Here is a 16337-nt window from a genome sequence, read left to right as displayed (position 1 = left end):
CATTCATATCAATTATACAAGTAAATTATGTGCATTTTATTTAGGACAATACTGGGAGAAGAACCGGCGGACCGGGTGTAAACTTAAGTTCCAAATCCGGAGGCAGAACCGTTATAAAGCTTCCGGGAATAAGAAAATAACATGGTTTGCGAAGCCGCGGATCAGTTAACGGTTCCGGCCCCGAACAGAACGGATTCCCTCAAGGATATAGGACCTTAAGGCCTTCGCTTGCTCCTTAGGCATATCCTGCAGATGTTTCAGCGGATAATCAAGTCCCAGCGCCTCATACTTGGCGGCCCCCATGGAGTGATAAGGCAGAACATCCAGGGCCTTAAGCGTTGGAAGGGTGCCGATGAATGCGCCGAGCCGCTTCAGCGCCTGTGGATCATCCGTTAATCCGGGAACGACCACATGGCGGATCCAAAGAGGGATCTTGCGCTCACCCAGATAGCGGGCGAAGGCAAGGGCCGGATCATTCGGCTGTCCTGTCAGTGCCCGGTGAGCCTCCTGATCGATATGCTTGATATCCAGCATGACCAGATCGGTATAGCGGACCAGAAGGTCGAATTTTTCCATCAATGCCTTCGAATCACGGTGAAAAGTGATGCCGGAGGTATCCAGGCACGTATGGATACCCTGCCGGTGTGCTTCCCGAAACAGTTCCGTGAGAAAATCAATCTGGATAAGCGGCTCGCCGCCGGTGGCGGTGAGCCCGCCGTTTCGGTAAAAGGCTTTGTTTCTTCCGTATTCACAGAGAATCTCATCCACCGTCATCTCCCGGCCGCCGTCCGGATTCCAGGTGTCAGGATTGTGACAATACAGGCAGCGCATCGGGCATCCCTGGAAAAAGATGACCATGCGGATGCCGGGACCGTCTACGGTGCCGAAGCTTTCGATCGAATGGATTTTACCAGTCATAGTTTTTCGCCTCTGTCCTCTTCCGGCTCTTACATGCCCTCGTGGAAAGTCCTGGAGATCACGTCGTCCTGCTGTTCCTTAGTCAGTTTTGTGAAGTTGACCGCGTAACCGGATACGCGGATGGTCAGCTGCGGATATTTTTCCGGATGCTGCTGGGCGTCCAGCAGAGTATCCTTCGAGAATACATTGACGTTTAAGTGATGGCCGCCCTGTTCTACATAGCCGTCCAACATATTTACGAGATTGTCGATTTGCGCCTGGCTTGGATTAGTCATATGAGTTTCCTCCTTCTGAATTCTGTGGTTAACAATTACTATTTTGCACCTCTAACCGGGACCGCCTGGCTTTCAGACGGTTAATTACCGGCTTCGTTGTCGTCGATTCCTTCCATCAGGTTCGGAATACCGCAGGACATATCGGGACCGCAGTCACAGCCGGATTCCAGATCGATGGAGAGATCGCCGGAGAGGATCAGATCGTCTTTGCCGAGGGCCCCCGGGATGATGGAGAAGGTATTCGAGATACCGTCCTGCGCATCTTTAAACGGCAGTTTTGCCACCGAGGCAAGGGAAGAGACCGCTCCGTGGGAATCCCGGCCGTGCATGGGATTGGCCCCGGGGGCGAAAGGCTGCCCCTGCACCCGCCCGTCCGGTGTAGAACCGGTATTCTTTCCATAGACCACGTTGGAGGTGATCGTCAGAATGGACATGGTGGGTACGCCGCCGCGGTAGGTATGATTCCCGCGGATCATCTGCATAAAGGTGTGGACGATATCCCTTGCGATTTCATCCACGCGGTCATCGTTATTGCCATATTTGGGGAAATCGCCTTCCACTTTATAGTCCACGACGATCCCGTTCTCATCCCGGATGGCTTTTACCTTCGCATATTTGATCGCGGACAGAGAGTCAGCTACGACGGAAAGCCCGGCGATACCGGTGGCAAAATAACGTTTTACGTATTTATCATGCAATGCCATCTGGATCTTTTCATAGCAGTATTTATCATGCATATAGTGGATGACATTCAGGGTATTCACATACAGACGGGCCAGCCATTTCATCATATCATGATAGCGCTCCATCACTTCGTCATAGTCCAGATATTCCGAGGTGACCGGTCTGAACTTCGGTCCCACCTGCTTCTTGGAAATCTCATCCACACCGCCGTTGATGGCGTAGAGCAGGCATTTGGCCAGGTTCGCTCTGGCGCCGAAGAACTGCATCTCCTTACCGACACGCATAGATGACACACAGCAGGCGATAGCGTAATCATCTCCGTGGGTGACCCGCATCAGGTCATCATTTTCATACTGAATGGAAGAGGACTTAATCGACATCTTCGCGCAGTATCGCTTGAAAGTCTGAGGCAGCTTCACGGACCACAGAACGGTCAGGTTGGGTTCCGGGGCAGTGCCCAGGTTATCCAGCGTGTGCAGGTAACGATAAGACATTTTGGTTACCATGTGGCGGCCGTCGATTCCGACGCCGGCGATGGACTCGGTGACCCAGGTCGGGTCTCCGGAAAACAGAGAATTATACTCAGGGGTTCTGGCAAACTTCACCAGGCGCAGCTTCATAATAAAATGATCTACGAATTCCTGAATCTCTTCCTCTGTAAAAGTACCGTTCTCCAGGTCCCTGTGTGCATAGATATCCAGGAAAGTAGAGGTACGGCCAAGACTCATAGCAGCCCCGTTCTGCTCTTTGACAGCGGCCAGATAACCGAAATACAGCCATTGGATCGCTTCCTGAACATTAGCCGCAGGTTTGGAGATATCAAGACCATAGATCTGGCCCAGTTTCTTCAGATCCTGCAGTGCCCGGATCTGCTCTGAGAGTTCTTCCCGCTCCCGGATCACGTCCGAATACATAATCGTACGGGTGCTGTCCTTCTGCGCTTCTTTATCCTGGATCAGCTTGTCTACGCCATAGAGGGCTACCCGGCGGTAGTCGCCGATAATCCGGCCGCGGCCGTAAGCGTCGGGCAGGCCGGTAATGATATGATTCGATCTGGCGGCGCGCATCTCCGGTGTATAGGCGTCAAACACGCCTGCGTTATGTGTCTTGCGGTGTGTGGCAAAGAAGTCCACGATCTCCGGGTCCACTTCATACCCGTTATCTTTACAAGCTTTCTGCGCCATACGGATTCCGCCATAAGGCTGCAGGGAACGCTTGAACGGCTTATCTGTCTGAAAGCCGACGATCTTCTCCTTGTCCTGGTTCAGGTATCCCGGACCGTGGGAGGTGATAGTTGAAATGATCCTGGTATCCATATCCAGGACTCCTCCGGCTTCCCGCTCCTGCTTGCTTAATTCCATAACCTGATCCCACAGCTGTGCGGTCGCCTCGGTCGGTCCGGCCAGGAATTCCTCATCCCCTTCATAGGGAGTATAATTTTTTAAAATAAAATCCCGGACATCTACTTCACGAACCCATGCTCCCGGGTGAAAACCCTGCCACTGCGTTTCCATTCTGTGACTCATATATTTTTCCTCCTGTTCCTGACGTAATGCCATTAGAACCCAATGATTTCATCGGAATCTGTTAGTAAACAGCCAGATCAATAAAACAAATCTGATTCTTAGTGTCTTATTGTGCCCACATTATAAGGGAAATAACTGTCCCAGGTCAATAGTTTGCCGTGTACTTTTTTGAATACAGTATACAAAATTCCATAATCTGGAATAAAGAGAGGGGACTGGCATCTTTCGGTTATAAAGTTAAATTCTCAAGTAACACTCCCCTTTTTGACGAAAAAGCAGTCCGTTTCGATTATGAGCTGAACCAGTGGCAGGACTGCACACTGGAAACAGAAATCACTTTTCAGGGGAAAACCGCCGGAAAGATGTTGATTTCGCCCGTAGGGAAAAAAGGGACCTTCTGCCTGCAGCTGGATGAGGCGGCGCTGGGCGGCTGGAATGTGACAGAAGATTTCGCCTGGACGCCCGAGCACCCCAGACTTTTTGATGTGGAATACCGGCTGAAACAGAGGCAGGAGACGGTTGACACGGTGAAATCCTACTTCGGGATGCGGAAAGTTTCCATCGCCTCGGGAAAATTTCTGCTGAACAACCGCCCCTATTACCAGCGGCTGATACTGGATCAGGGCTATTGGCCCGAAGGCTTGATGAGCGCCCCGTCCGATGAGGACTATATAAAAGATATTACTCTGATAAAACAGATGGGGTTCAATGGTGTACGAAAACATCAGAAAGCTGAGGATCCCCGCTTTTTGTATCATGCGGACCGGATGGGACTGCTGGTGTGGGGGGAAAACGCCTCCGGCTATGTATATTCCCGGCGTCTGGCGCAGGACATGCTGCAGGAGTGGTCCCGGATCGTTCTCAGGGATTATAATCATCCCAGTATCGTGGCCTGGACTCCTTTGAATGAATCCTGGGGCGTGCTGGAGATCGCTAACCGGCCCGAGCAGCAGGAATTTTGCAGAGCCCTGGCCGCATTCACGAAAGCGCTGGACTTAAGCCGCCCGGTCAGTGACAACGACGGCTGGGAACATGTGGACAGTGATCTTCTGACGATCCATGACTACGAGTCCCGGGAAGAGGTGTTAAAAGAGAGATATGCTTCCCTGGAACAGATCATCAACGCTCAGCCGGCCGGTCGTCCTCTGTATACGGAGGGAAGCGGCTATCACGGGGAGCCGATTATAGTCAGTGAATTCGGCGGCATTTCCTATGCGGTGGAAGGCGCAAAAGGCTGGGGATATTCGACCGCCGGATCAGCCCGGGATTTTCTGGAGCGATACCGCAATGTGATAGAACCAATCCTTAAGTCTCCCCACATACAAGGCTTTTGCTATACGCAGCTAACCGATATCGAACAGGAGATCAACGGGCTCCTTACCTATGACAGAGCTGCCAAAGTGGACCTGGAGCAGATACGGCGGATCACTTCGGGGGAGACCATAACTGGATAAAGGCTTAGACGCAATGTGCACCTGTCCGTTTACCACTCCTTTACCGGGTGTTATATGCCTCTCTGTAAATATATCCATTTACAGGAATATAAGCCCGATTTCGTATAAAATATACTTTACGAATATTCATGAAAGTATTATAATGAGAAAACTGAATACTATAAGGAGGAAACGAAAATGGCACAAGTTACGAAGGACATGATTATTTCCGATATTATCGGGATTGACACCAATATTATTCCCATTCTTATGCGGGCCGGAATGCATTGCATCGGCTGTCCGTCCGCACAGGGAGAGAGCCTGGAAGAAGCGGCATTCGTGCATGGTATGGATGCGGACGAGCTGGTGAACCAGATTAACGAATATCTGGCAGGTAAGTAATCGGGGCCGCAGAGTTTCTCGAGGTTTTGGCTATAGGTGATCACAAAGCAAGAGTTTCCGCAGGGAAACTCTTTTTTGTGATCAAAAATCACCTTGATCTTTCTGATGGTTCTGGAAAACTTATTTACTATGGAGATGATTTTGCAGATATTCATTAGGCGTCATTCCATAAAACTTTTTAAACACATAGTGAAAATGTTTCGGGCTGATAAAGCCTGTTTTTTTCGCAATTTCATAAATTTTCCCGCTGGGGTTTGCGCAGAGCATCCGGGTAGCCGCTTCCATTCGGATGCGCAAAACATACTTTGAGTAGGACTCACCCACGCTTTTGTGGAACAAGTCGCTTAAGTAGCTGGGGGTTACTTCCAACAAGTCGGCTACCAGTGCAAGGCTGATGGGCTCGCTGTAGTGGGCGCAAATGTACGCGCAGGCACGCTCCGGCAGGCTGCCGGAATCCGGAGGGCAGGACCGCTCTTCTCCCGGCAGGACCAGGGAGGCTGCTTCGATGTTTCCTGCCGCTTTCTGTAAGATTTCCGCTATTGCCTTATCATTCAGCGGCTTCAGAAGATAATCCAGTACACCGCAGCGCAGGGCGCGTCTTGCGTATTCAAATTCGTCAAAGCCGGAAATGATGATCACCTTTGTAGCGGGTGAAGTATGGAAAACATAATTCGCGAGCTCCAGGCCATCCATTTCCGGCATTTTGATGTCGGTAAGAATCAGATGGAAGGCCTGCGTTTTTAAGAGCTCCACCGCCTGCACGCCGTCCTCGGCTTCCCCCCGCACCTCCCACATGGGGGCGATACGGGACAAGTTCTCGCGCAGATATTTGCGCATCAGCGGTTCATCGTCCACGATCATTACAGAATACATGACGGGTCATCTCCTTCCTGCATCATAGAAGGCAGAGGCAGGGAAAGCACGGCCTGCGTGCCTTTGCCCTGTTCTGAAAATATCTGTACGCCATAGTCAAGGCCGAATAACAGTTTAATCCGTTTGTTTACATTCAGAAGCCCAATGCTCTCGGTAAATATATCTTCTTCTGTGCGGCTGTCCAAAAGAGATTCCTCACTCAGACATTGATTTAATTCGGCCAGTTTTTCCGGAGCGATACCCGCTCCGCTGTCCCATACATAGAGGTACAGCTTCTGCCCATCCCTGGAGGTACTGATGGTAATCTGTGAGCTGCCGCGCTTTTTTTCGCAGCCGTGGACCACAGCATTCTCCACCAGCGGTTCCACACTGAGGGCCGGAAGCCGGTAGGTGAGCAGATCTTCCGGTACATCGATTTGGTAGGATAATTTCTCCCCGTACCGGCTTGTTTGAAGGCTCAGATATGCCACAGCGAGATCCAGTTCCTGGGACAGCAGGATTTCCTTATCCACATGCATCACGCCGCGCAGAAAAACAGACAGGCTTTCGATGTCTTCGACCGCTTTATCATTTTCCCGGCATTTGATCAGAAGGCTGATCGTATTCAGAGTATTATAGAGGAAATGCGGCTTGATCTGTCCGCAGAGCGCGTTATACTGGGCTTCCTTTTGAAGATAGCGTGCTTCGTAGATCTCTTTGACAAGCTGGGTATTCCGATTCAGTGTTTCGGCTACCTGTACGGTCATGTTATTGAAGCTTTCACTCAGATAGCCGGTCTCGTCGTGGCCCTCTACAGGCACCCGCACAGTAAGATCACCGCCCTCCACAGCTTTCATACCCTTCACGATCCGGGATACAGGCTGCAGGAAGCCCCGCACAAAAAGTGCGAGTACGCCTACGGATAACAGCACACAGACGACCGCCGCAAAAAAGGAGGCATTGCGCGTCTGGACGGAATACTGATTCAGCGCCTCAAAGGAATTGACAAAGGCTACCGTCCAGCCTGTGCTTAAGAGACGGCACGTATTTACCACATACCGCTGTCCCTCGATATGGCGGATGCTGCCGCCCCGGGTATCCAAAATCTCGGAAAGAAACGTTTGGTTAAGCGAAAAATCGCTGATCGGACTTTTTTGATTATTCTGATAGATCATATTCAGATCGTCATCCAGAATCAGCAGGGAGCTTCCGGGGCTGAGCCGCACTTTGTCGCAGATGCTTTTGATGCCGTCATAGCTGGCATCCACCTTGATCACGCCCAGTACGCGGTTGTTGTCTTCCTTGCTGCGCAGCCCCCGCACGATAGAGAAGATCAGAGTTCCCTTTTCGCCGAACACCCGCTCCATATGCACCGGAAGAAAAATAGGCTCCTGGGTGGCCTTTGACTGCCGGTACCAATCTGTCTGGGAATAGTCCTGCAGATCCATTGTGCTGTAGGGGGTCTTCTCATTGGAATAGATGTCCTTGTCCGTCAGGATGTAGACCCGCAGGATCTCTTTTCGGGGCAGGATCATAACCGAACCCAGAAATTCCTCGATACGGCGGCGCTTGTCCAGCTGCTTTTCTTCTGTGTCCGCATTGGTCTCCAGCTCCCGCATGACACTGTCATCATAGTAGGGAGACATGGAGAGACGGAATAATTCGTCCATATACGAGTCGACGTTAATGCCGATCTGTTCGATAATCTGCTGTGTCTGCCCCACCGTCTGGTTCGTCAGATAGCTGGAATAGCGCACGTAGTTCAGCGTGACCACCACCAGCACGGCCGCTGTCAGCAGGGATGAGATCATAATGAGCAGCTTGCTTTTCAAACTCCAGTCGCGGTATACCTTCATGTGTCTCATCTGCAGATCCTCCCCCTCACATCCCCGGCAAAAATTGGCAGCGCTTGAAAAAGCTTCGCCGCCTATTTTTCATACATCACCCGTAAGTGCCGTTAGTAAAAAATTATGAAGTTATTATAACTTACCATCTAAAATTGTGCAATCCTCACAACTTCAAATCCAAAAAACACGAACTTTTATCTAAAAAAACGGGAGTTTTCTATATGAGGGGATCGTGTTACTCTAAAAACAGAGGAACCGGCAGAACGATGCAAGCCGGTTATTGAAAAGGAGGAAGATGTGTAAATGAAAAAACTGATTTCCATGACACTATGTATGACCATGCTGGCCGGACTTCTCAGCGGCTGCGGCTCGGCGCCCGGTGAAGCTGCTGCCACGCCGGCCCCGGACGCTTCCGCGCCTGCTCCTGCGGATACGACGGCTCCGTCCGCCGGCGATTCCGCCCAGGCGAAGCCGGAGCATGTGAACCTGAAGCTCTTTACAGGTAAAATTGAGACCATCGACGTGATGAATGACATTATCAATGACTTCAATGCATCCCAGGACCGGATCACTGTGGAGCAGGAGTATCAAAAAGACGCCAGTAATATTATTAAGATCAAATTCGCGTCCGGCCAGGTGCCCGATATCATGACTACCTATGAGCAGGGCTTTGTGGACGAGGGGAAATATCTGGACCTCTCATCGGAAAGCCAATGGTGGGACCGGATGTCCCCCAGCATGAAAGAGATGTGTACCGACGTAAAGAGCGGCAAACAGTACCGGATCTGCACGAATATGACTATGGCCGGTCTCTTTTACAATAAGGATATTTTCCAGGAATTGGGACTTAAGAATGCGGACACCTGGGAGGAATTGGTCACGAATCTACAGACGATCAAGGATAAGAAGCCAGGCGTCACTCCCTGGTTCATCTTTGGAAAAGAAGCCTGGCACCTGGGCCATCTGATCGAATTCCTGCCCCACGGTTACATCAAGCAGACCCTGGGTGCTGTGGAAGCCAAGAAGGCATTCCTTGCAGACGACAAGGCGAAGCTGAACTTCGGGGCGGCGGACGGCCCCATGGCCGTATTTGCAAAGGATCTGGCGGAGCTTAAGGACAAGGGGCTGATCAATGCCGACGTGCTCACAGCCACCAGTGACAACTGCGTGCAGGACTTTGTGACCGGCAAGGCCGCCATGTTCAGCAACGGTATGTGGGTGCTGTCCAGCCTTCTGGAGGCCAATCCCGACATGGCCGACAAGATCGGATTTGCCCCTTATCCCGCTTTTATGCCGGACAGCAAACCCGTTGTCTTAAGCGCAGAGGATTCCGGATATTCCATTTCCGCCACGACTCCTTACAAGGAGGAGAGCATCGAATTCCTGAACTTCCTGTTCCAGCCTGAGAACCAGAAAAAATATGCAGAGGCCCTGAAGGCCCCCAGCGCATTTACCGACGTGGACGCGGAATGGGCCCCCGCGGGAATCGTGTCCCAGGTGAAGGACGCCCTGAACAGCGCCGTGAATATTGGTTATACCAACGAGAAGCCCGCCGGATTCTCCGGTGACGACGCCGGACGTATGGTACAGGATCTGCTGAGCGGCAAGTACACGCCCGAGACCTTCGCACAGGCATACGAAAAGGCCTGGGATGACGGCATGAAATAAAAGGCGGATTAATTTGGGACATGTCCAAACCGGAACGGACATGTCCCAAACCGAAATGGACATGTCCCAAACTTTAATATCCGGGAAATCGGAGGCGAGTATACAATGAAAACAAAACGGGTCGGTCTGCACACCTTCATGGCCGTGCCTGCATTTCTGTTGTTTGGTATATTTTTTATCTGGCCGCTGCTGCAGGGGATCGGGATGAGCCTGACGGACTGGGACGGCATTTCACAGGCGAACTTTATCGGACTTCGCAACTTTTTTGACTTTTTTAAGGATGACCGCGCTCTGAATGACATTAAGACAACCCTGCTGTTCGCCCTGGGCAGCGCGCCGCTTCTCAACCTCGTGGGTCTGGGATATGCGCTGCTAATGAACGGCCGCTTCCGGGGCAAGGGCATAGCGCGGACTCTCATCTACCTGCCTGCCGTCATCAGTCCGCTGATCATGGGTTATATCTGGTATCTGCTCCTTCAGCCGGGACGCGGCTTTTTGTTCCACGCGCTGGATCTCATTGGCCAAAGCGCGCTTTTGGGTAACTGGATGGACCGGTACGGAATCGAGATGCTGGTGCTGATCCTGGTAAATGTATGGCAGTTCGCGGGCATGACTATGGTTATCTACACCGCCGGTCTGCAGAGCATTCCCGATGATCTGTACGAGGCAGCTAAGATAGACGGTGCCGGCGGCCCGCAGCGTTTCCGCTATATCACTTTGCCGCTGCTCATACCCTCGATCCGTATTAATGTGGTAACCAATATCATCGGTTCCCTCTCGGTCTTTGATGTTATCATGGCGCTGACAGACGGAGGACCGGGTTACAGTACCGAGAGCCTCAGCATCTATATCATGCGTATGTGCTATGGAAGTAAGACCGGATACTCGACTGCGGTGGCGATCATCATGTTTTTGATTATCCTGGTGCCGGTGCTGGTCTCCATGTACCTGACCAAAGAAAAGGAGTGACGGCAAATGAAAACACATATCCTTGCCCGGCGCGCCGGAAAGACGGCGCGTATACTGGCCATTGTCCTGATCTGCCTGCTGTGCCTGATCCCTTTTTATATCCTGCTGGTCCTGGCACTCAATTCCCCGCAGCGGGTGTTCTATGAGGGAAATATGTTCGTGCCGGACTTTTTCTTCCGGAACTTTATCGACGGCTGGAACAAATCCCATATTGGCAGAGCGATTATAAATTCTGCCGTTATCACGGGAGGTGCGCTGCTCCTGGTCCTGCTCTTCGGCTCATCCGCGGCCTATGCCATCGCCCGGTTCCGCAGCCGGTTTAACCGCTTTGTATTCTGGACCCTGTTAAGCTGTATGATGATCCCCGGTATTATCAACACCGTGCCTCTCTATACCCTGATGATCCGCCTTCACGCCGTCGACACGCTGTGGGGGATGATCCTGGTGTGCGCCACATTGGCGCTGCCCTCCACCGTATTTATCTTCACGGGTTTTATTAAGGCGCTGCCCAGGGAGGTGGAGGAGGCGGCGATCATCGACGGCTGCTCTTGGTTCGGCGCATACCGGCGGGTGACGTTTCCGCTGCTGAAGCCCTGCGTCGCCGCCGTGGTAATCTTAAACGGCTTCGGTATCTGGAACAATTATGCCCAGGCTGTCTTCTTCCTGCAGGACAGCAGAAAACATAATATACCCCAGGCCCTCTCGGTCTACTTCCAGCAGTTTGCCGGCGCGCATTGGAATCTGATGGCTGCTACCGCGGTCATCGCCATTATCCCCGTGATCGTGGTCTTTCTGGTGTTCCAGCGCCAGCTGATGAAGGGACTGACGGACGGGGCTTTGAAAGGATAGCCTATGAGATACGACTTTTATCCGGAAAAGGCGCAATACAGGCCGGGAGAGGACGTGCGCCTCTGCTGCGCCGGCGTTCCGGAGTGCAGGGGAACGCTGCGCATTTATCATCTTTTCCGACTTATAGAAGAGCGGACGGTAGAAGTCTGTGAAGAGAATCCGATAGACGCCGGCAGTTATGAGGATACTTTTGCCGGGTATGGGGCAGAGCTTACCCTTACGCTTCCTCTTGCGCCTCCCCGGGATGAGATTCGCCTGGTGACAGCCTTCGACGTGACCCGGGATCCCGGCCGTGTGGTGCGCTATGGTTTCCTGAGTGACTTTGGACCTGGCGAAGACGACACAGAAGATGTGGACGTTCTGCGCCGCTATCATATTAACTTTGTGCAGTATTATGACTGGTCATACCGGCACGACGACCTGACAGCAGAGCGGGAAGTCTACACCGATATGATGGGCCGTGAGGTGGACCAAAGAGCTGTGCGGGCGAAAATAGAGGCATGCAGGCGCTATGGGATGCGCTCGCTGGGGTACGGCGCGGTGTACGCGGCTTCCCGTGCTTATTATGAAGCCCATCCGGAACAGGGACTTTATACCGGCGCGGGAGATCCTCTGGTTTTCATCGATACCTTCTACCTCATGAATGTGGAACAAAGCTGTCCCTGGCATGATCATATTATATCGGAATATGTGAAAGCGGTAAGGGAGGTGGGATTTGACGGTATTCATATGGATACATACGGATTTCCCAAAACAGCTTTTACCCGGGACGGTCGGCTGCTGCGCATGGATGAACACTACGCCGGTCTGATCGGGGATGCAGGGAAAGCGTTAGACGCTTTGGGTACAGAAAGTCATTTGATTTTTAATAATGTGGGAAACTGGCCTGTGGCTCCTGTGGCCAAAGCGCGGCAAGATGCGGTATATATCGAAGTGTGGGAACCATATACTACTTATGGCCACCTCCGCCAGATCATTCTGGATGCGCAGCGGGCCTGCGGCGGCCAAAAGCCGGTGGTGCTGGCGGCCTATCTGGCGCCTTTTCGGACGGACGCCCCCTTCCGCGCGCTGAACGCCGCGAGACTGCTCTTAGCCGGTACGGCCTCCTGCGGAGCCTCAAACCTGCTGCTTGGCGAAAAGAATGGAGTGCTTACCCAAGGATACTATGTGGACCATTCCCACCTGTCGGAGGAGCAGGCGGATATAATACGGCGGTACGCCGATTTTATCGTCCGCTACGAGGAGCTTTTTTTTGATACCAATCTGAAGGATGTGAGTTTTACCCACATCGGCTGGGACAATACGGAATACTGCTGTGAGAGCCATCCGTGGAGTCCGGACGGGCAGGCCGGCAGATTATGGCTTACACTCCGTGAGGGCAGACAGCGAAAGATGATCAGCATTGTCAACCTATGCGGCTGTGATAACCGCTGGAACGAGGGGAAGGAGACTCCGGTTCCCCAGGAAAATGTAACCTTCCAGGTTCAGGTTGATACGCAGGCCCTGGGTGTCTGGATCGCTTCTCCAGATGGAGTGTCCGGTATGACCGGGGTACCCTATCATACCATACGGACGCAGCGGGGGTGGGCGGTACGGTTTACGCTTCCGCTGGTCGAATTCTGGAGCCTAATATATATTCAACAGGAAAATACGCAATGAGCGCAGCCCGACGCTGGCAATGAATTTTATACGTTAAAAAAAACCCGCCCAAAAGGCGGGTTTTCTAGATACGTTTTATACCAGAGCCAGGTTCTGCAATGCCTGGTCAGAAATCATAACCTCGTAATGCTCCTTGAAGTAAGCTTCGCCGGCGGTTGTAAATTTGTCGCTTCGGCCGTACTCGGATAATATATTACATACTTTATTGAACGCAACCGGCGTGTGGGAGGATTGGCTTAATGTTAAAAGATATTCTCCGCTATCCGGATTCTTATATAAAGTATTATATCCGTTATAAAAATGATTCAGCACGTGAGCCGCGTCAATCAAATTATCCAGCTGCCGGAACCGGTAGAGCTTCGTCACATTCGGCGTACTCTCGGTAGTATCCCTGTTGCTGCCGGTCTGTGATTCTTTTTTCTGACGGTCTTCCCGGTATTTCTTGAAAAGATCCAGGATCTCGTCGGCTCCTTCCCGGATGGCACTGCCCCAATCCAGCGTACTTTCACTTTCATCCCGAAGCAGAGGAGCAAATTTGGAAAATCTGGTATCCAGCTCTTCCGGGTCCTCTACCTTCGTTACGATTAATACTATGCAGTCCGCTGAGAGAGGGACTGCTTCTATCATCAGAGGAATATCCTCCGCTTCAAAACCAAATTCATAGGAGGCCTGCTGCATAAGATCCCGGAACAAGGACTTTGCCTTTTCTGTTCCGTAAGCCAGTTCACTCAATTTTATTTGACGATCTGCTAAATCTTCTCTGGTTAAGGTACAACGGATCTGGTTTTCACTGACTTTTTCTATCTTCATAAAATCACTTCCTATTCTAAAATGAGATTAGAAACTGTCGGACTACCTACCTATAGTATAAACAAAAATGCCCGATAAGTAAAGCGATTACCATAAGTATAATTTGGTAGTAAAAAGTATATCCAATATAGTATATGAAGTCAATAGAACAAATCTTTCAATTTTATAAACATTTTGTAAAAAAGTATAAAATTTTACAATTTCCTTGAAAATGTTCCTCTTTTTCCCTATACTATTCTATAGAGAAGATATTATGTCATTGAAAAAGGAAAGGAGTGGTTCTATTACAGGAGGATAAGATTATCGCAGGCCGTTACCGCGTTCTCGCAGTTCTGGGGAGAGGTTACAGCGGCACCGTATTTCTGGCAGAACATACCGGTTTGCAGGCGCTGCGTGCAGTGAAGTGCATCAGCAGAAAACACGTTATGTACCGTCAGTTTCTAAAAGAAGCTATGCTTCTGAAAAATCTCAAGCACCCGGGGATACCCCTGATCTACGATCTGGAAGAAGAAGGGGAAAACCTCTATATAATAGAGGAATATATCGAGGGTGAGTCTGTTCAGACTATCATGCTGCATCAGCAATACATACCAGAATCTACAATTATTGATTATGGAATTCAACTCTGCGAAATTATCATGTACTTACATCATATGCGTCCGGAGCCCGTTTTATACCTGGATTTGAAGCCGTCCCATCTGCTGGTTAACGATGGCCGGCTCAAACTCATCGATTTCGGCGCGGTCTGTCAAAAGTCAGACTGCGAGAGCTATTCTCTGGGAACTCCGGGGTTCGCTGCACCGGAACAGTATGAAGGAGAGCTGCCCGATGAAAAGACGGATCTTTACGCGATCGGAGCAATTTTATTTTATATGGCTTCCGGAAGAACCTATGAGAAAAATCTGTCAAAGGAGACAGAGGGGATTCCTGTATCAAAAAAGCTTCAGGCTGTCATAAAAACCTGTCTGAATCACGACCCTGGCGGGCGTTATGACTCAGTGGCTGAGTTGAAAAGAGCACTAAAAAACGCATCAAAGTATGAAAGGCAATCGAATAAAAATGGCGGAATATCTTCTCTGATATCCGGATTAAACAGCACCCTGTCCATTCTTACCAGGAGCGGTGATCGTAAGCTGCTTCAGATAGAGTATAAAGCTACGGTAATCGGAATCCTGGGATGCCGCTCAGGAACCGGCACGACTCATCTGGCGCTTATGGCAGCGGGATATTTATCGGGAGTCCGGCATAAAAGAACCCTGCTGGTTCAGAGGGATGAAAATCCGGACTACACAATGCTGCAGCGCGCCTGTCAGGGCCAGACGGAAAAAGCCGGTCAGCGGAAAGTATTTCCCGTATTCGGATTTACATGCTGCAGGAATGCCACACACAGAGAATTGACCGATTTACTCAACGAGTCCTACGAGATGGTGATTATCGATTTTGGATGCGACTATGAGGCGAACCGGGATGAATTCAAGCGGTGTGACAGGCAGATCGTTACAGGCAGTCTGTGCGCCTGGAAAAGGGAAGCGTATCTTGGCTTTCTGGAAGACAGGGTAAATGAAAAGGGAAACGCTTCCGTTCTGTATACGGCGCAGTTCGCAGGCAGCCGGGAAATAAAGGAAATCGCGCATTTGACGAAAATCCGGATGCGGCCTGTCCCGTTTGCGCCAAATCCCTTTGTCTTAAATGAGGAAAGCCGGAAGTTTGTGCGGGAGCTGCTGTCCTGAAGAAGAAAGGATGAAACCTGTTGAATAATATATCACGAAACCTCCTGAACGGTCAGGATCATACAGGGGACATCCGCAAATTCAGAAGTAGGAGGCATCTTCTATGAACGAATCAAGAGATTACCCGGACCGGATCGGCCTTTTGCTGGAGCTGGAAGGCTATGAAAACGGCGGAATTACGGTCTGGCTTGACGGGACTGTCAGCAGCCCCTGTGAAATAGCCTACGCGTGCATGGTGGAGGAAGATAGCAATTCCTACATGCGCGACTATATTACGGATGAAAAGGGGGAATTAAAAGAGATCCGTTTTGACAGGATCAGGAATGGAAACCTGGATTAAAGAATAGAATTAACAAAATATGGATATCCTTACCAGGACGGCAGAGCGGCTGTTTATGCCGCTCTGCCTTGTGTGTGGGGGAGCTAGGACCGGGAAGAGAGGGAAGCGGCCGGGCCTTGGAACCGGCCGCTTCCCTCTCTTCCCTGCTTTGGTGAATCCCCCCCCTTTGATATAGCGGGTTGAATGATGATGAATATTTTTCTGGGATTCTCTTAATTTTTTGTAAACATGTAAAAAAGTTGATGAAGTTGTTGAATTATATGATATAATGTCGAGAGACATTATATCTGCGCCGGAGCGCTTTCCCTGGCGCGGAGTGTGCATCGCCCCGGAGGGGGCATGATTGCTTGCAATCATGATTAATGTCGAGAGACA

14 protein-coding genes are annotated in these 16337 nt (G+C 50.9%); 8 read left to right on the top strand and 6 right to left on the bottom strand.

Annotated features, from left to right (window positions below; translation table 11 throughout):
* Positions 1 to 165: 165 nt before the first annotated feature.
* The 3 genes from pflA to pflB form a co-directional block, all read right to left on the bottom strand.
* Complete coding sequence (pflA, locus tag ABC831_RS01280; RefSeq protein WP_343246483.1) at positions 166 to 918, bottom strand: pyruvate formate-lyase-activating protein; 753 nt, start codon at positions 916 to 918, stop codon at positions 166 to 168.
* 29 nt (positions 919 to 947) lie between these two features.
* The gene (gene grcA3, locus ABC831_RS01275) at positions 948 to 1193 is read right to left on the bottom strand and encodes an autonomous glycyl radical cofactor GrcA3 (protein WP_343246482.1); all 246 of its coding nucleotides are present in this window, start codon (positions 1191 to 1193) and stop codon (positions 948 to 950) included.
* 80 nt (positions 1194 to 1273) lie between these two features.
* A complete protein-coding gene (gene pflB / locus ABC831_RS01270) occupies positions 1274 to 3391 on the bottom strand; it encodes a formate C-acetyltransferase (RefSeq protein WP_343246585.1) in 2118 nt (705 codons plus the stop codon).
* Positions 3392 to 3561: 170 nt separating this feature from the next.
* Here pflB and ABC831_RS01265 point away from each other — a divergent pair, with 170 nt between their 5' ends.
* Both ABC831_RS01265 and ABC831_RS01260 read left to right on the top strand, forming a co-directional pair.
* Entirely contained in the window at positions 3562 to 4857 is a 1296-nt protein-coding gene (locus ABC831_RS01265) for a glycoside hydrolase family 2 TIM barrel-domain containing protein (RefSeq protein ID WP_343246481.1), read from the top strand.
* Positions 4858 to 5034: 177 nt separating this feature from the next.
* Positions 5035 to 5238 carry a DUF1858 domain-containing protein gene (locus ABC831_RS01260; RefSeq protein WP_343246480.1) on the top strand — a complete coding sequence of 68 codons (204 nt, stop codon included), beginning with the start codon at positions 5035 to 5037 and terminating at the stop codon, positions 5236 to 5238.
* A gap of 120 nt (positions 5239 to 5358) precedes the next feature.
* Here the strand turns inward: ABC831_RS01260 and ABC831_RS01255 are convergent, their stop codons facing one another.
* Both ABC831_RS01255 and ABC831_RS01250 read right to left on the bottom strand, forming a co-directional pair.
* A complete protein-coding gene (locus ABC831_RS01255) occupies positions 5359 to 6111 on the bottom strand; it encodes a response regulator transcription factor (RefSeq protein WP_343246479.1) in 753 nt (250 codons plus the stop codon).
* Entirely contained in the window at positions 6099 to 7955 is a 1857-nt protein-coding gene (locus ABC831_RS01250) for a cache domain-containing sensor histidine kinase (RefSeq protein WP_343246478.1), read from the bottom strand. The genes ABC831_RS01255 and ABC831_RS01250 overlap by 13 nt, the downstream gene beginning before the upstream one ends.
* A gap of 285 nt (positions 7956 to 8240) precedes the next feature.
* On the opposite strand from ABC831_RS01250, the gene ABC831_RS01245 reads away from it, so the two are divergent.
* The 4 genes from ABC831_RS01245 (at position 8241) to ABC831_RS01230 (ending at position 13082) form a co-directional block, all read left to right on the top strand.
* Entirely contained in the window at positions 8241 to 9605 is a 1365-nt protein-coding gene (locus tag ABC831_RS01245; RefSeq protein WP_343246477.1) for an ABC transporter substrate-binding protein, read from the top strand.
* Between the two features lie 105 nt (positions 9606 to 9710).
* Positions 9711 to 10574: a carbohydrate ABC transporter permease gene (locus ABC831_RS01240; protein ID WP_343246476.1), complete on the top strand. Its 864-nt coding sequence runs from the start codon at positions 9711 to 9713 to the stop codon at positions 10572 to 10574.
* 6 nt (positions 10575 to 10580) lie between these two features.
* Positions 10581 to 11423 carry a carbohydrate ABC transporter permease gene (locus ABC831_RS01235; protein ID WP_343246475.1) on the top strand — a complete coding sequence of 281 codons (843 nt, stop codon included), beginning with the start codon at positions 10581 to 10583 and terminating at the stop codon, positions 11421 to 11423.
* Between the two features lie 3 nt (positions 11424 to 11426).
* On the top strand, positions 11427 to 13082 hold the full coding sequence (locus tag ABC831_RS01230; protein WP_343246474.1) for a glycoside hydrolase family 66 protein: 1656 nt from the start codon (positions 11427 to 11429) through the stop codon (positions 13080 to 13082).
* 75 nt (positions 13083 to 13157) lie between these two features.
* Here the strand turns inward: ABC831_RS01230 and ABC831_RS01225 are convergent, their stop codons facing one another.
* The gene (locus tag ABC831_RS01225) at positions 13158 to 13892 is read right to left on the bottom strand and encodes an adaptor protein MecA (protein ID WP_343246473.1); all 735 of its coding nucleotides are present in this window, start codon (positions 13890 to 13892) and stop codon (positions 13158 to 13160) included.
* A gap of 275 nt (positions 13893 to 14167) precedes the next feature.
* Between ABC831_RS01225 and ABC831_RS01220 the strand changes: the two genes are divergently transcribed.
* Positions 14168 to 15622 carry a serine/threonine protein kinase gene (locus tag ABC831_RS01220; RefSeq protein WP_343246472.1) on the top strand — a complete coding sequence of 485 codons (1455 nt, stop codon included), beginning with the start codon at positions 14168 to 14170 and terminating at the stop codon, positions 15620 to 15622.
* A gap of 103 nt (positions 15623 to 15725) precedes the next feature.
* Positions 15726 to 15962, top strand: coding sequence for a hypothetical protein (locus tag ABC831_RS01215; RefSeq protein ID WP_343246471.1), 237 nt, complete (start codon positions 15726 to 15728; stop codon positions 15960 to 15962).
* Positions 15963 to 16337 lie beyond the last annotated feature (375 nt).

The sequence above is a fragment of the Diplocloster hominis genome (assembly GCF_032380655.1).
In the GTDB taxonomy this organism is placed as follows: Bacteria; Bacillota; Clostridia; order Lachnospirales; family Lachnospiraceae; genus Diplocloster; species Diplocloster hominis.
The sequence above is the reverse complement of the archived record's forward strand: the minus strand, read 5'-3'. Positions and strand labels throughout refer to the sequence as shown.

Bases quoted from the DNA above. Each gene is read 5' to 3' on its own strand.
- pflA (WP_343246483.1), bottom strand. From the start codon at position 918: ATGACTGGTAAAATCCATTCGATCGAAAGCTTCGGCACCGTAGACGGT.
- grcA3 (WP_343246482.1), bottom strand. From the start codon at position 1,193: ATGACTAATCCAAGCCAGGCGCAAATCGACAATCTCGTAAATATGTTG.
- pflB (WP_343246585.1), bottom strand. From the start codon at position 3,391: ATGGAAACGCAGTGGCAGGGTTTTCACCCGGGAGCATGGGTTCGTGAA.
- ABC831_RS01260 (WP_343246480.1), top strand. From the start codon at position 5,035: ATGGCACAAGTTACGAAGGACATGATTATTTCCGATATTATCGGGATT.
- ABC831_RS01255 (WP_343246479.1), bottom strand. From the start codon at position 6,111: ATGTATTCTGTAATGATCGTGGACGATGAACCGCTGATGCGCAAATAT.
- ABC831_RS01250 (WP_343246478.1), bottom strand. From the start codon at position 7,955: ATGAGACACATGAAGGTATACCGCGACTGGAGTTTGAAAAGCAAGCTG.
- ABC831_RS01245 (WP_343246477.1), top strand. From the start codon at position 8,241: ATGAAAAAACTGATTTCCATGACACTATGTATGACCATGCTGGCCGGA.
- ABC831_RS01240 (WP_343246476.1), top strand. From the start codon at position 9,711: ATGAAAACAAAACGGGTCGGTCTGCACACCTTCATGGCCGTGCCTGCA.
- ABC831_RS01235 (WP_343246475.1), top strand. From the start codon at position 10,581: ATGAAAACACATATCCTTGCCCGGCGCGCCGGAAAGACGGCGCGTATA.
- ABC831_RS01230 (WP_343246474.1), top strand. From the start codon at position 11,427: ATGAGATACGACTTTTATCCGGAAAAGGCGCAATACAGGCCGGGAGAG.
- ABC831_RS01225 (WP_343246473.1), bottom strand. From the start codon at position 13,892: ATGAAGATAGAAAAAGTCAGTGAAAACCAGATCCGTTGTACCTTAACC.
- ABC831_RS01215 (WP_343246471.1), top strand. From the start codon at position 15,726: ATGAACGAATCAAGAGATTACCCGGACCGGATCGGCCTTTTGCTGGAG.